At 65.0% G+C, this 12,546-nt stretch carries 16 protein-coding genes; 4 read left to right on the forward strand and 12 right to left on the reverse strand.

The window, feature by feature from the left end; all coding sequences use genetic code 11:
* The first annotated feature begins 45 nt into the window (after window positions 1-45).
* Window positions 46-534, forward strand: a complete 489-nt coding sequence (gene purE, locus N2605_RS28865) for a 5-(carboxyamino)imidazole ribonucleotide mutase (RefSeq protein WP_035998720.1) — start codon at window positions 46-48, stop codon at window positions 532-534.
* Window positions 531-1,637, forward strand: a complete 1,107-nt coding sequence (locus N2605_RS28870) for a 5-(carboxyamino)imidazole ribonucleotide synthase (protein ID WP_035998717.1) — start codon at window positions 531-533, stop codon at window positions 1,635-1,637. Before purE ends, N2605_RS28870 begins: the two co-directional genes overlap by 4 nt.
* 42 nt (window positions 1,638-1,679) lie before the next feature.
* Here N2605_RS28870 and aqpZ read toward each other — a convergent pair whose 3' ends face one another.
* Entirely contained in the window at window positions 1,680-2,402 is a 723-nt protein-coding gene (aqpZ, locus tag N2605_RS28875; RefSeq protein WP_035998714.1) for an aquaporin Z, read from the reverse strand.
* Between the two features lie 259 nt (window positions 2,403-2,661).
* On the opposite strand from aqpZ, the gene rpsU reads away from it, so the two are divergent.
* Together rpsU and N2605_RS28885 are read left to right on the forward strand one after the other, a co-directional pair.
* Window positions 2,662-2,958, forward strand: a complete 297-nt coding sequence (rpsU, locus tag N2605_RS28880) for a 30S ribosomal protein S21 (RefSeq protein ID WP_008546194.1) — start codon at window positions 2,662-2,664, stop codon at window positions 2,956-2,958.
* Window positions 2,959-3,059: 101 nt separating this feature from the next.
* Window positions 3,060-3,710, forward strand: coding sequence for a tetratricopeptide repeat protein (locus tag N2605_RS28885; protein WP_260344217.1), 651 nt, complete (start codon window positions 3,060-3,062; stop codon window positions 3,708-3,710).
* A gap of 26 nt (window positions 3,711-3,736) precedes the next feature.
* Here the strand turns inward: N2605_RS28885 and N2605_RS28890 are convergent, their stop codons facing one another.
* The 11 genes from N2605_RS28890 to N2605_RS28940 form a co-directional block, all read right to left on the reverse strand.
* Window positions 3,737-4,642 carry a hypothetical protein gene (locus N2605_RS28890; protein ID WP_036021950.1) on the reverse strand — a complete coding sequence of 302 codons (906 nt, stop codon included), beginning with the start codon at window positions 4,640-4,642 and terminating at the stop codon, window positions 3,737-3,739.
* Between the two features lie 93 nt (window positions 4,643-4,735).
* Window positions 4,736-5,020: a cupin domain-containing protein gene (locus tag N2605_RS28895; RefSeq protein ID WP_260344218.1), complete on the reverse strand. Its 285-nt coding sequence runs from the start codon at window positions 5,018-5,020 to the stop codon at window positions 4,736-4,738.
* 12 nt (window positions 5,021-5,032) lie between these two features.
* Window positions 5,033-6,130, reverse strand: a complete 1,098-nt coding sequence (locus N2605_RS28900; protein ID WP_035998688.1) for a calcium:cation antiporter — start codon at window positions 6,128-6,130, stop codon at window positions 5,033-5,035.
* A 48-nt stretch (window positions 6,131-6,178) separates the two neighbouring features.
* A complete protein-coding gene (locus N2605_RS28905) occupies window positions 6,179-7,513 on the reverse strand; it encodes a sodium:proton antiporter (RefSeq protein WP_035998706.1) in 1,335 nt (444 codons plus the stop codon).
* 97 nt (window positions 7,514-7,610) lie between these two features.
* The gene (locus N2605_RS28910) at window positions 7,611-8,408 is read right to left on the reverse strand and encodes an alpha/beta hydrolase (protein ID WP_225112987.1); all 798 of its coding nucleotides are present in this window, start codon (window positions 8,406-8,408) and stop codon (window positions 7,611-7,613) included.
* 210 nt (window positions 8,409-8,618) lie between these two features.
* A complete protein-coding gene (locus tag N2605_RS28915) occupies window positions 8,619-10,016 on the reverse strand; it encodes an NAD(P)(+) transhydrogenase (Re/Si-specific) subunit beta (protein WP_035998685.1) in 1,398 nt (465 codons plus the stop codon).
* Window positions 10,017-10,055: 39 nt separating this feature from the next.
* Entirely contained in the window at window positions 10,056-10,373 is a 318-nt protein-coding gene (locus N2605_RS28920; protein ID WP_035998681.1) for a proton-translocating transhydrogenase family protein, read from the reverse strand.
* 12 nt (window positions 10,374-10,385) lie between these two features.
* Window positions 10,386-11,513 (reverse strand): Re/Si-specific NAD(P)(+) transhydrogenase subunit alpha, encoded by a 1,128-nt coding sequence (locus N2605_RS28925; RefSeq protein ID WP_035998677.1) that lies wholly within the window; start codon window positions 11,511-11,513, stop codon window positions 10,386-10,388.
* A gap of 140 nt (window positions 11,514-11,653) precedes the next feature.
* On the reverse strand, window positions 11,654-11,806 hold the full coding sequence (locus N2605_RS28930) for an aa3-type cytochrome c oxidase subunit IV (RefSeq protein WP_035998674.1): 153 nt from the start codon (window positions 11,804-11,806) through the stop codon (window positions 11,654-11,656).
* 97 nt (window positions 11,807-11,903) lie between these two features.
* Complete coding sequence (locus N2605_RS28935) at window positions 11,904-12,299, reverse strand: type II toxin-antitoxin system death-on-curing family toxin (protein ID WP_074447732.1); 396 nt, start codon at window positions 12,297-12,299, stop codon at window positions 11,904-11,906.
* A 12-nt stretch (window positions 12,300-12,311) separates the two neighbouring features.
* Window positions 12,312-12,536, reverse strand: a complete 225-nt coding sequence (locus N2605_RS28940; protein ID WP_035998672.1) for an AbrB/MazE/SpoVT family DNA-binding domain-containing protein — start codon at window positions 12,534-12,536, stop codon at window positions 12,312-12,314.
* Between the last annotated feature and the right edge of the window lie 10 nt (window positions 12,537-12,546).

Raw genomic sequence — 12,546 nt, forward strand, 5'->3', positions numbered from 1 at the left:
ATTAATCTGGCCTATCTCTCTGTTTTTCTGGGCACAATTGACGTCATGACCGCGCCGATCGCCATCATCATGGGAAGCCAGTCGGACTGGGACACGATGCGGCACGCCGCCGACACGCTTGACGCGCTCGGCATTGCTGCCGACAGCCGCATCGTCTCGGCCCACCGCACGCCCGACCGGCTGTTCGCATTCGCCAAGGGTGCCAAGGCCGCAGGTTACAAGATTATCATCGCCGGCGCCGGTGGCGCGGCCCATCTGCCCGGCATGGCGGCGGCGCTGACGGAACTTCCCGTCTTCGGCGTTCCCGTCGAATCCAAGACGCTCAAGGGCGTCGATTCGCTCTATTCGATCGTCCAGATGCCCGCGGGCATTCCGGTCGGCACCCTCGCCATCGGCAAGGCCGGCGCGATCAATGCCGCGCTGCTGGCAGCGGCCGTGTTGGCATTGTCCGACCCGGCCCTGTCGGATCGCCTCGCCGCCTGGCGCAAGGCCCAGACCGAGGCGGTCGCCGAGCGGCCGGAGGACAAGGCGTGACGGACACCAGGCACGTGAAGCTGAAGCCCGGTGACACCATCGGAATCCTCGGCGGCGGACAATTGGGCCGGATGCTGGCCATGGCCGCGGCGCGACTCGGCCTGCGCTGCCAGGTGTTCTCGCCCGATCCGGATTCGCCGGCCTTCGACGTCGTGCTGAACGCGACCTGCGCCGAATATGCCGACGTCGAGGCGCTCGAATTGTTCGCGCATGATGTCGACGTCATCACCTACGAATTCGAGAACGTGCCGGCGGCAGCCGCGCTGGTATTGGACGCGCGCCGCCCGGTGCTGCCCAACCGCAAGATCCTCGAGACGACCCAAGACCGGCTCGCCGAGAAGGATTTCGTGACGAAGCTCGGGATCGGCACTGCCGCCTACGCCGACGTCACCTCCGTCTCCTCGCTGCGCGAGGCGATCGCCAGGATCGGCCTTCCAGCGGTGCTGAAAACCCGCCGCTTCGGCTATGACGGCAAGGGCCAGGCCATCATCCGCGAGGGCGACGACATCGCGAAGGTGTGGACCAGCCTCGCCACCAAATCGGCGATCCTGGAGGCCTTCGTGCCCTACGAGCGCGAGATCTCCGTGATCGCCGCGCGCGCGGCCACGGGCGAGGTCGAGTGCTTCGACGTCACCGAGAACGAGCACCGCGACCACATCCTGAAGATATCGCGTGCGCCCGCGCCGATTCCTGACGCGCTCGCCGAGGAGGCGCGCAGCATCGCGAGCAAAATCGCAAGCGCGCTCGACTATGTCGGCGTGCTCGCGGTCGAAATGTTCGTGCTGGCAGGCGGCACCGGACCGAAGGTGCTGGTCAACGAGATCGCGCCGCGCGTGCACAATTCCGGGCACTGGACGCTCGACGGCGCCTCCGTCTCGCAGTTCGAGCAACACATCCGCGCCATCGCCGGCTGGCCGCTCGGCAAGCCGGTGCGCCACGGCGACGTCGTCACCATGACCAACCTGATCGGCGACGAGATCAACGATTACGAAAAGTGGATGAGCGTGCCGGGCGCGACCGTGCACATCTACGGCAAGGGTGCGCCGCGCCCCGGCCGCAAGATGGGCCACGTGACGGAAGTCAGGCCGCCCCGCGACAAGTGACGGGATCGCAGCAAGAGCTGCAATCCCGCCGGGCGATTGTGACTACGCCGTCTTCACGCCCGCAACGACGCCGCTGGGCTCCTCGCTGAGCCAGCGATAGATCACCCCGCCGAGCGCGCCGCCGATCAGCGGCGCGACCCAGAACAGCCACAGCTGCGACAGCGCCCAGCCGCCGACGAACAACGCCGGGCCGGTGCTGCGCGCCGGGTTCACCGAGGTGTTGGTGACGGGAATGCTGACGAGGTGGATCATCACCAGCGCGAGCCCGATCGCCAGCGGTGCGAATCCCGCCGGCGCGCGCCCATGGGTCGCCCCCATGATGATGAACAGGAACATCATGGTCATCACCACCTCGGTGAGGAAGCCGGCCATCATGCTGTACTGACCGGGCGAATGCGCGCCATAGCCGTTGGAGGCGAAGCCCTTGCTGACGTCGAAGCCGGGCGCCCCACTCGCAATGACATAGAGCAGCGATGCGGCGACAATCGCGCCCGCCACCTGGGCGATCACATAAGGCAGGATCTGGCCGGCCGGAAAGCGGCCGCCGGCGGCGAGACCGACCGTGACGGCCGGATTCAGATGGCACCCGGAGATGTGGCCGATCGCGTAGGCCATGGTGACGACGCTCAATCCGAAAGCCAGGGACACGCCGACCAGCCCGATCCCGACCTGCGGGAAGCCAGCGGCGATCACCGCGCTTCCGCAGCCCGCGAATGTCAGCCAGAAGGTGCCGATGGCTTCGGCAGCATATTTTTTGATGTCCATTGTAGTCCCTCATTGCAAAGATTCCGGAACAAAGCTCCGGTGCGGCCCCGTCCTCGGCGCCAAATCGCCCAAATCGGGGCCGCATGGAGGTATTTTCGCCGCATTTAATGGCCGAACTTGGCCCGAAAATCCGCTTGGCCGGTGGACATCTGCGGTTTTGTCTGATACATCCGCGCGCTCAAGGTTAAGGGCTTGCGCGTTTCGCCATCCCCTTTGACTTACCAGAATTCAAATCCGATCCACCTGAAGAGGATGCCGCGTGCAGGTTCTCGTTCGCGATAACAATGTTGATCAAGCCCTCAAGGCGCTGAAGAAGAAGATGCAGCGCGAGGGAATTTTCCGCGAGATGAAGCTCCGCGGTCATTACGAGAAGCCCTCCGAGAAGAAGGCCCGCGAAAAGGCCGAAGCCGTGCGCCGCGCGCGCAAGCTGGCCCGCAAGAAGCTGCAGCGCGAAGGCCTGCTGCCGATGAAGCCGAAGCCGGTGTTCGGCGCCGGCCCGGGCGGTGATCGCGGCGGTCGTGGCGGCCCCGGTGCAGGTCCGCGCGGACCGCGCTGAGCCGATTCAGCAAGACTTTAGTTTTCGATGACGCGGGCCCCGGGCCCGCGTTATTGTTTTGAGGACTTGTCGGATCAAGCTCTAGCGCGAGCCAACCGTAGATGGCCTCCCCTTTCTCCCAGCGCGGCCTTCCGCGACGGCGCCGGATCTGGCAGCCGCCGCTCGCGGCGGCCCTGACGGGGATCGTGCTGGGCGGCTGCTCGTTCGATCTGGGATCACTGATGCCGGAGAAGGACAAGCCGCAGGAGGCCCCCAAGGCCGCCGCGCCGGCCGAGAGCGCGGTGAGCGCCGGCAACGTCACCGAAGCCCAGGCCCATACCGCGAAGGCTCAGTTTCTGGCGAAGTCAGGCGAGGCCGCGGCAGCGCTCGACGAGTTCAATCGCGCGATCGGCCTCGATCCCTACAATGCGCAGGCGCTCTATGGCCGCGCCCTGATCTACCAGGGCAACAACCAGCACGACTTCGCGATCGCCGATTTCAGCGCCGCCAGCGGACTCAACCCGCAAAAGGCCGAGCCGCTGCTGGGCCGCGCCAACAGCTATCTCGCGCTCGGCAAGGTCAAGGAGGCCGCAGCCGATCTCGACGAAGCCTCCGAGGCCGATCCGAACAATGCCCAGGTTTGGACCGCGCGAGGTCAGGTCTATGAGCGCTTGGGCGACAAAGCCAAGGCGGCGGCGTCCTACACCAAGGCGGTTGCGCTTCGTCCACGCGACGAACCCGCTCGCAGCGGTCTCGCCCGCGTCGGCGGCTGACGGTTTGGCGGAGGCTGAGCGGAGTTCTAGTCGGGCGTGGCGCTCTTGGGCAGAACGGCGTTGAACATCGACTTCATGCCCGACAGCATCTCGTCGGCGACATTGGTCTTCTTCGGCCGCGGCAGGGCGGCGCCCGCATCGGCACGCAGGTCGAGCGGCGGTGCGATGACCGGCACGGGAATGTCGGCCGGCGGCGTCACCCGATTCGGATCATCGTTGCCGATCGAGGCCGTGTAGGGCGGATTGGAGCCCCCATTGCCATAGGCCTCGGGTGAGGGCGTCGAGACATTGATCGGCGGCGGCAGCGGACGGACTGGAGACGGCTCCACATTCACGACACGCGGAGCCTCCGGCGTGCGGGCGGCGTCCCGCACCGCAGGCTCAGCCGGCTTGGTCTCCGACGCGCGAGCCTCGGCAGGCTTGGTTTCCGACGACCTGGCCTCGGCAGCCTTGCCCTCGGGCGACTTGCGCAGGCGCTCGATCGCAGCACGCGCCAGATCGTTGGCGTCGGGAGCCGCGGAAGCCGCCGTCGGGGCCGAATTGGCCTCAACCACGGGAGCAGAAGCCGCCGGTGCGGATTTCGCCGCGGCCTTGTCGCGGGCAGAGGGACGTCCGCGCGGACCGGTGTCAGCGGGAGCCACGTCTGCGGCCTTGGTCTCGGCGGCCGGCGGATGATCGACCGGCTTCTCGACCGCCGCCTTGTCCGTCACGCTCTTCTCGGGGATGCCCTTGGCCTTGACGCCGGAGGCGGGAAGGTTGGCGGTATCGGTGGGTTTGCCGTCGCTGCCGGTCTGGGCAGGCGCGGTCACGGCGGCTGGGGTGTCGGCGGCCGGCTTGGCGTTGATGTAATGATTGACGATGTAGGCCCCGATGATCGTCGCGAGCACCGAGGGGAAAATATCCATCGAAATTTTTGCGAGGTATTTCAGCATTCCGACCACACTCCCCGCGCGACCTGATGCGGGAACTTTAGGGCATTGTGAGGGATCAACTGCGACGGATCGATGGCAAACAGGGGCGCGACCCTAGCGTTTCAGCTCAATTTCAAGGAACACGATCTCAGTTGAGGTTTCGTTAAGTACGTCATGCTGGACGCCGGCCTTGCGGAAATAGGATTTCCCGGCGGCAAGCTGCGCCTTGGACCTTTCGCCATTGGGCGCGACGATGGTCATCTCGCCGGCGGCGAGCGGAACGATCACATAGTCCATGCCATGGGTGTGATGGCCGGTGGCGCTGCCGGGGGCAAGCCGCCATTCGGTCACCCGGACCTCTTCGTTGTCGACCTGAACCTCGGACTTGGCGGCAAGCACTGGGAGCTCCTTCTAGGGTACGAAAACCATGAACACGTAGACGGCAAATACCACCATATGCACCAGGCCGAACAGGACATTGGTCCTGCCCGTGCCGAAGGTCAGCATGCTCAGGAAGAAGGTCAGCAGCAGGAGCACGCTGCCCTGGGCGCCGAGGCCGAGCTCAAGCTCCTTGTCGAGCGCGTAAGTGGCGACCCCGACGGCAGGAATGGTCAGGCCGATGGTCGCCAGCGACGATCCCAGAGCGAGGTTGATGCTCTTCTGGAGGTCGTTCTGGCGGGCCGCCGAGACGGCCGCGACGCCTTCCGGCATCAGGATCAGAAGCGCGACCAGAAGCCCGGCAAAGGCCGGCGGCGCGCCGATCTTGGCCGCGACGGCGTCGACCACCAGCGAGAATTTCTTGGAGAGCAGCACGACCGCCAGCAGCGCGATCAGCAGCAGCACGACGCTGAGCACCAGCATCCTGCCCGACAGATGCACCTCGCCGCTGCCGGCGTACGCCCGCTCGTGGACGAAGTAATCCTTGTGCAGGACCGTCTGGGTGTAGAGAAACACCGCATAGAGCGCCAGCGTGACCACGTCGACGAAGCCGAGCTGGACCGCCGAATAGACAGGCCCCGGCGTGGTGGTGGTGTAGTTCGGCAGGATCAGCGTGATGGTCGCGAGCGCGAACAGGACGCTGAGATAGACGTTGGCGCCGGAGAGCTGAAAACCCTGCTCGCGATAGCGCAGGCCGCCGATGAAGATGCAGAGCCCGACGAGGCCGTTGCAGACGATCATGACCACGGCGAACACGGTGTCGCGCGCCAGTGCCGGGGCAGGCTTGTCGCCCAGCATGATCGTGGTGATCAGCGCGACCTCGATGATGGTCACCGAGAGCGTCAGCACCAGCGTGCCGTAGGGTTCGCCGACCCGCTCCGCGATCACCTCGGCATGATGAACCGCCGCGAACACCGTGCCGAACAGGATGACCAGAAGGACGACGGTGAAGAGAAGACCGCCAAACGACAGCGTGAAGACGTAATCCGTGGCGCTGACGGCTGCGAACAACAGCAGGGCCAGCGCCGGAAAGACCCAGGCCGACCGGGGCATCGGATCATGCGCGCTCATCATCGGCTCCAACTACGAAAGCGAGCAATAGCAAATCGGCCGGCGGATTCAATGCCAGTGCAGGATCGGTGCGACCGGCAGGAACGTCAGCAACAGGAACAGCGGGATCAGCACGGCGCCGGCGCGCAGGAGATAACCGAAGAAGCTCGGCATCGCGACGCCGTTCTCGCGGGCGATGCTGCTCACCATGAAGTTCGGCGCGTTGCCGATATAGGTGAGTGCTCCCATGTAGACCGCTCCCATGGAGATCGAGGCGAGCGTGCCCGAGAGCTGATGCATCAGCACCTGCGGATTGCCGCCGGCGAGCTCGAAGAACAGCAGATAGGTCGGCGCATTGTCGAGGAACGCGGACATCAGGCCGGTGAACCAGAAATAAACGACCTCGCGCGGCGCGCCATCCGGCGCCGTCACCGCCGACAGCAGCCAGGCGAACGCGCCGTGATGGCCGGCATTGAGCATGGCAATGACCGGGATGATGGCGACGAAGATGCCCGCGAACAGTTTTGCGACCTCGCGGATCGGCTCCCAGGTGAAGCCGTTGGCCTGCCTGTGCTCGTCGGGCGTCAGCCACACCGACAGCGCCGCGATGGCCAGCAGCGCCAGGTTGCGCGCGACGTCCTCCAGCTCCAGCTTGGTACCGAAAATGTCGAAGGCAATGTCGGGCCTCCACATCGCCGAAGCGAGAAGGCTGGCGACGATGGCTGCGATCAGCACCAGATTGACGAGGCCGCGGATGCGCAACGGCTCTCCCCGGCCTGTGTCGGCGGGCGGCGGCTCACTGCGAAAGCGCCAGACGTCGACGACGGCGAAGATCGCGAGCAGCAGGACGGCGACGAGTGCGGTCTGCAACCAGATGGTCCGCGTGGTCCAGAAGAAGTCAACGCCATGCAGGAAGCCGACGAACAGCGGGGGATCGCCGAGCGGGCTCAGCGCGCCGCCGACATTGGCCACCAGGATGATGAAGAAGATGACGACATGGGTGTTGTGGCGCCGCTGCCGGTTAGCGCGGATCAAGGGGCGGATCAGGATCATCGCGGCACCCGTGGTCCCGACGATGCTCGCCCCCAGCGTGCCGAGCGCGAGGATGCCGACATTCGCCGCCGGCGTGCCCTTGATGTCGCCGGTGATGAGGATGCCGCCGGCCACGACATAGAGAGCGAACAGCAGCACGATGAAGCCGAGATATTCGGCGAGCATGGCATGGACCAGCGCCGCCAAGGTCGCCGCGCCGCCGGCAAAGACGACGAGCGCGGCGAGCGCCAGCAGCGACCAGGCAGCGGTGATCTTGCCGTAATGGTGATGCCAGATCTTCGGCAACAGCAGCGGCCCCATTGCAATCGACAGCAACAAGCCGGCAAAGGGCAGCGCATAGGGCCAGCGCATCGCCGCACCATCGAGGCCGGTCGCGGCAAGCGCATTCTGCGGCAGAAGCGTCAAGCAGGAGACGGCGAGCGCGGGGATGTAACGTTGAGCCAAGCCGTCAGCCGCCAATGAAGCCTCTCGCCGTTTCGATCGCGCCATATTGATCGAGATCGTCGTGCCCGCCGCCCTCGATGCGAACGAACCGCTTGGGCTCGCGGGCGAGCGCGAACAGACGCTCTCCGAAGACGATCGAAATGACAAGGTCATTGGTGCCATGCATGATGAGCAGCGGCACCGTGACGCGCGACATGCGCTGGTCCGAATGGAAAGGGTCGCGCATCAGAAGGCGGACCGGAACGAACCGGAACGATGACGCCGCAATGTCGGCTGTCGACGTATAGGGCGCCTCCAGGATGAGTTTTCCAACGCGATGCTCCGAGGCGAGCGCGACCGCGACGCCCGTCCCGAGCGAAAAGCCCCAGGCGACGATTCGTTCCGCCGCATAGCGCGCGGTGGTGAACGCGTAGGCGGCTGCAGCGTCGCGCAGCAGGCCCTGCTCGCTCGGCATCCCGCTCGAGCCGCCATAGCCGCGATAGGACAGCGCAACGAGGCCGGTGCCGTCGGCAGTCATCGCCTTGAAACGGCCGACGCGGCCGGCGAGAAAATCGCCATTGCCGTGGAAGTAGAGGATCACGGAACGACCGGGCTTGGCCGGCACGTGCCAGACGATGACCTGCTCGCCATCAGACGTGGTCAGGACATGCTCTTGCGCCTCGGGAAGGCCCGCAGCATCGGGTGCGGTGCGGCCGGCGGGCGGGATCGGAAACAGCATCTCGCGCTGGCGGACGTACAGCACGAGGAGACCGGCGCAATAGACGGTCAGGAGCACGATGGCGATCCACTTGACAATGCTCATCATTGCGCGGCCGCTCCCTCGCTTGAGACTAGGGCTTGCGACGGCTCCGCAGCAATTTCATGACGTCGGTCGCAGGCTCGCCGGAACGTCGCGGCAGCTGCACGCCGCCTTGTGGGCAGCGTGCCAGGCGACACGCTGCTCGCGCACGCCTTGGGCGGCATGCGATCGGACTGGTGCCATTCCTAATTGATGGCCACGGTCCCTCCCCCGTCACATCGCCTTGACGATGTTCTCGGTGACCTTCTTGGCGTCGCCGAGCAGCATCATGGTGTTGTCGCGGTAGAACAGCGGATTGTCGATACCGGCATAGCCCGACGCCAGCGAGCGCTTGATGAACATCACCGTGCCGGCCTTCCAGACCTGGAGCACCGGCATGCCGTAGATCGGCGAAGTCTTGTCCTCTTCGGCCGCCGGGTTGGTGACGTCGTTGGCGCCGATCACGAAGGCAATGTCGGCCTGCGCGAATTCGGAGTTGATGTCCTCGAGCTCGAACACCTCGTCATAGGGCACGTTGGCTTCGGCCAGCAGCACGTTCATGTGGCCGGGCATGCGGCCGGCGACCGGGTGAATGGCGTATTTCACCTCGACGCCTTCCTTCTTGAGCATGTCCGCCATCTCGCGCAGCGCGTGCTGGGCCTGCGCCACCGCCATGCCGTAGCCGGGCACGATGATGACCTTGGAGGCGTTCTTCATGATGAAGGCCGCATCGTCCGCCGAGCCGAGCTTGGCGGGCTTCTGCTCGCCCGTGGCGCCGCCGGCCGCCGCGGTCTCACCGCCGAAGCCGCCGAGGATGACCGAGATGAAGGACCGGTTCATCGCGTGGCACATGATGTAGGACAGGATCGCGCCCGAGGAACCGACCAGCGCGCCGGTGATGATCAGCGCGGAATTGCCGAGCGTGAAGCCGATGCCGGCGGCCGCCCAACCCGAATAGGAGTTCAGCATCGAGATCACGACCGGCATGTCGGCGCCGCCGATCGGGATGATCATGAGCACGCCGAGCGCCAGCGCGATGATGGTGATCATCCAGAAGTCGAACGCGCCGCCGGTGAGGACGAGACGGACGATGAAGAACACCAGCGCGACGGCCAGCGCGATGTTGATGATGTGGCGGAACGGCAGGATGATCGGCGCGCCGCTCATGCGCGCGGACAGCTTCAGGAAGGCGATCACCGAGCCGGTGAAGGTCAGCGCGCCGATGGCGACACCGAGCGACATTTCGACCAGACTTGATGCATGAATGGCGCCAGGCTTGCCGATGTCGAAGGCCTCAGGCGCGTAGAACGCGCCGGCAGCGACCAGCACCGCGGCCATGCCGACCAGCGAGTGGAAGGCGGCGACCAGTTCCGGCATCGAGGTCATCGGCACGCGGCGGGCGATCACCGCGCCGATGCCGCCGCCGATCGCGACCGCGAGGATCACGAGGACCCAGGCCACGCCATCCGCCGGCGGATGGCTCGCCAGCGTGGTGGCGACCGCGATCGCCATGCCAATCATGCCGAACAGATTGCCCTGGCGCGAGGTTGCCGGGCTCGACAGCCCGCGCAGCGACAGGATGAACAGCACCCCCGCCACGAGATACAAGAATGCAGAGAGATTGGCGCTCATCTCAGGTCCCCATTGATCCCTTCAGCCCGAGGTGGCCGCTTACTTCGACTTCTTCTTGTACATCGCCAGCATGCGCTGGGTGACAAGGAAGCCGCCGAAAATGTTCACGCAGGCGAAGACGAGCGCGACGAAGCCGAAGCCGCGCGCCCAGCCCGAGCCGCTCGAAACCATGCCGACGCCGACCGCGAGCAGCGCGCCGACCACGATCACCGAGGAGATCGCGTTGGTCACGCTCATCAGCGGCGTGTGCAGCGCCGGCGTCACCGACCACACCACGAAATAGCCGACGAAGACGGCGAGGACGAAGATCGACAGCCGGAAGATGAAGGGGTCGACGACCTGTGCAGCGTGCTCCATGGCAATCTCTCCTTAAGCTTTCGGCTGGAAGTTCGGGTGGATCACGGCGCCGTCCTTCGTCAGCGCGGTAGCCTTGACGAGTTCGTCGTCCCAGTTGACGGCGAGCTTCTTCTCTTTCTTGTCGACCATGGTCTCGATGAAGGAGAACAGGTTGCGCGCGTAGAGGCTGGAGGCCGAGGCCGCAACGCGACCCGCAACGTTGGTGTAGCCGACGATCTTGATGCCATCGAGGTCGACGACTTCGCCGGCCTTGGCGCCCTCGACATTGCCGCCGCGTTCGACGGCGAGATCGACCAGCACCGAGCCGGGCTTCATCGACTTGACCATGTCGGCACTGACGAGCTTCGGCGCCGGGCGGCCCGGAATCAGCGCGGTGGTGATGACGATGTCCTGCTTCTTGATGTGCTCGGCGGTGAGCGCGGCCTGCTTGGCCTGGTATTCTTTCGACATTTCCTTGGCGTAGCCGCCGGCGGTCTGCGCGTTCTTGAACTCCTCGTCCTCGACGGCGAGGAATTTCGCGCCGAGGGATTCCACCTGCTCCTTGGTGGCGGGCCGCACGTCGGTCGCGGTCACCACGGCGCCGAGACGGCGCGCGGTCGCGATCGCCTGGAGGCCGGCGACGCCGACGCCCATCACGAACACCTTTGCGGCAGGCACGGTGCCGGCTGCGGTCATCATCATCGGAAAGGCGCGGCCGAAGGCTTCGGCGCCCTCGATCACGGCGCGGTAGCCGGCGAGGTTGGCCTGCGAGGACAGCACGTCCATCACCTGCGCTCGGGTGATGCGCGGCATCAATTCCATCGCGAAGGCGGCGATGCCGGCATCGGCCATCGTCTTCAGCGCGGCCTCGTTGCCGTAGGGGTCCATGATGGCGATGACGAGGGCGCCGCGCTTGTACTGCGCCAGCTCGGATGCCTCAGGGCGCTTCACCTTGATGATGATGTCGGCGTCCTTGAGCGCGTCAGCGCTGACGGTGGCGCCGACCGCGGTGAATTCGGAATCCGGCAGGCCCGATTTGATGCCGGCACCCGGCTCGACGGCGATCTCGGCGCCCAACGCCTTGAACTTCTTCACCGTATCAGGCGAAGCGGCGACCCGCGGCTCCGACGGATCTATTTCTTTGGCAACGGCGATCTTCATAGGCCCTCCGGCGACGCGGACAAAAACGCGCACGCGAACTTAGCGTTACTCCCGCAACGTTTGGATACCGGTTTTGAAACCGGCTTGTATGCAAATTTAATGAGCAGCCGCCGGCGTTGGCGGATGCAGCCGACGATGGATCAGGTCAGAAAGACCGCCATCAGGATCACGATGAGCGCGACCGAGACCGTGCCGTACTTCACCAGCTTGATGAAGCCCTCATAGGTCTGCTCGTGGGCAACGTAGTCGTTGCCGTCGGCGGTGGTGTACGCCACTTCGCTATGGTCAGCCATGGAATGTCCCCAGTCGAACGTCGAATTCTCGGGCTGGGATACCTGAAAGATTTAGACAGGGCAACGGCACCGAGGCGGGGTTTTCCCGCAAATCGGGTCATTTGGAATTCCAATTGTCCCGGATCCATCGCGTCAGACTCTCCTCACTGACTTCGCCGGCGGCGAGGGAGAGGATGATCGTTGTCGCTTCCGCGGGATCGGGGCTGAAAGCTACGCCGTTCTTGCGAAGAAAAGCCATCATGGCCATGAAGGCGATGCGCTTGTTTCCATCGACGAATGCATGATTTTTCGCGAGGCCGAATGCATAGGCTGCAGCGAGTTCGTCCAACGGCGCCTGTTCCGAGCGCCATTTGTTGATCGGGCGCTCCAGCGCCGAGCGCAGCATGCCTTCGTCGCGCAATCCCGGCGCACCGCCGAAGCGCCGGAGCTGTCGACCATGAATTGCGACAGCCTGCTCGTAAGTGACCCAGAGCGGCTCCTGAGGATCGCTCATGCGCATCGCCAGCTATTTTGCGAGCGCAGCGAGCGTGTCGCGATACTTATCCATGATCTCGTCGGCGATCTCCATCGTCCGCTCGAAATCGGGGTCGTAGGGCAGCAGCTGAAAACCACCACCAGGCAATTCCACCACATGCAATTGCTGGCCGCGCTTGAGATCGAGGCGCTGCATCAGCTCGCGTGGCAACAGCAAACCATCCGAATTGCCGATCTTCTTGATCTCAATTTTCATGGCTGACCTC

Source organism: Bradyrhizobium yuanmingense, from assembly GCF_025200905.1.
In the GTDB taxonomy this organism is placed as follows: domain Bacteria; phylum Pseudomonadota; class Alphaproteobacteria; order Rhizobiales; family Xanthobacteraceae; genus Bradyrhizobium; species Bradyrhizobium yuanmingense.

Coding starts and splice junctions, on each gene's coding strand:
- aqpZ (WP_035998714.1), bottom strand. CDS start 2,402: ATGGACATCAAAAAATATGCTGCCGAAGCCATCGGCACCTTCTGGCTG.
- N2605_RS28885 (WP_260344217.1), top strand. CDS start 3,060: ATGGCCTCCCCTTTCTCCCAGCGCGGCCTTCCGCGACGGCGCCGGATC.
- N2605_RS28900 (WP_035998688.1), bottom strand. CDS start 6,130: ATGAGCGCGCATGATCCGATGCCCCGGTCGGCCTGGGTCTTTCCGGCG.
- N2605_RS28925 (WP_035998677.1), bottom strand. CDS start 11,513: ATGAAGATCGCCGTTGCCAAAGAAATAGATCCGTCGGAGCCGCGGGTC.
- purE (WP_035998720.1), top strand. CDS start 46: ATGACCGCGCCGATCGCCATCATCATGGGAAGCCAGTCGGACTGGGAC.
- N2605_RS28940 (WP_035998672.1), bottom strand. CDS start 12,536: ATGAAAATTGAGATCAAGAAGATCGGCAATTCGGATGGTTTGCTGTTG.
- N2605_RS28915 (WP_035998685.1), bottom strand. CDS start 10,016: ATGAGCGCCAATCTCTCTGCATTCTTGTATCTCGTGGCGGGGGTGCTG.
- N2605_RS28890 (WP_036021950.1), bottom strand. CDS start 4,642: ATGCTGAAATACCTCGCAAAAATTTCGATGGATATTTTCCCCTCGGTG.
- N2605_RS28910 (WP_225112987.1), bottom strand. CDS start 8,408: ATGAGCATTGTCAAGTGGATCGCCATCGTGCTCCTGACCGTCTATTGC.
- N2605_RS28930 (WP_035998674.1), bottom strand. CDS start 11,806: ATGGCTGACCATAGCGAAGTGGCGTACACCACCGCCGACGGCAACGAC.
- N2605_RS28920 (WP_035998681.1), bottom strand. CDS start 10,373: ATGGAGCACGCTGCACAGGTCGTCGACCCCTTCATCTTCCGGCTGTCG.
- N2605_RS28905 (WP_035998706.1), bottom strand. CDS start 7,513: ATGCGCTGGCCCTATGCGCTGCCCTTTGCCGGCTTGTTGCTGTCGATT.
- N2605_RS28935 (WP_074447732.1), bottom strand. CDS start 12,299: ATGAGCGATCCTCAGGAGCCGCTCTGGGTCACTTACGAGCAGGCTGTC.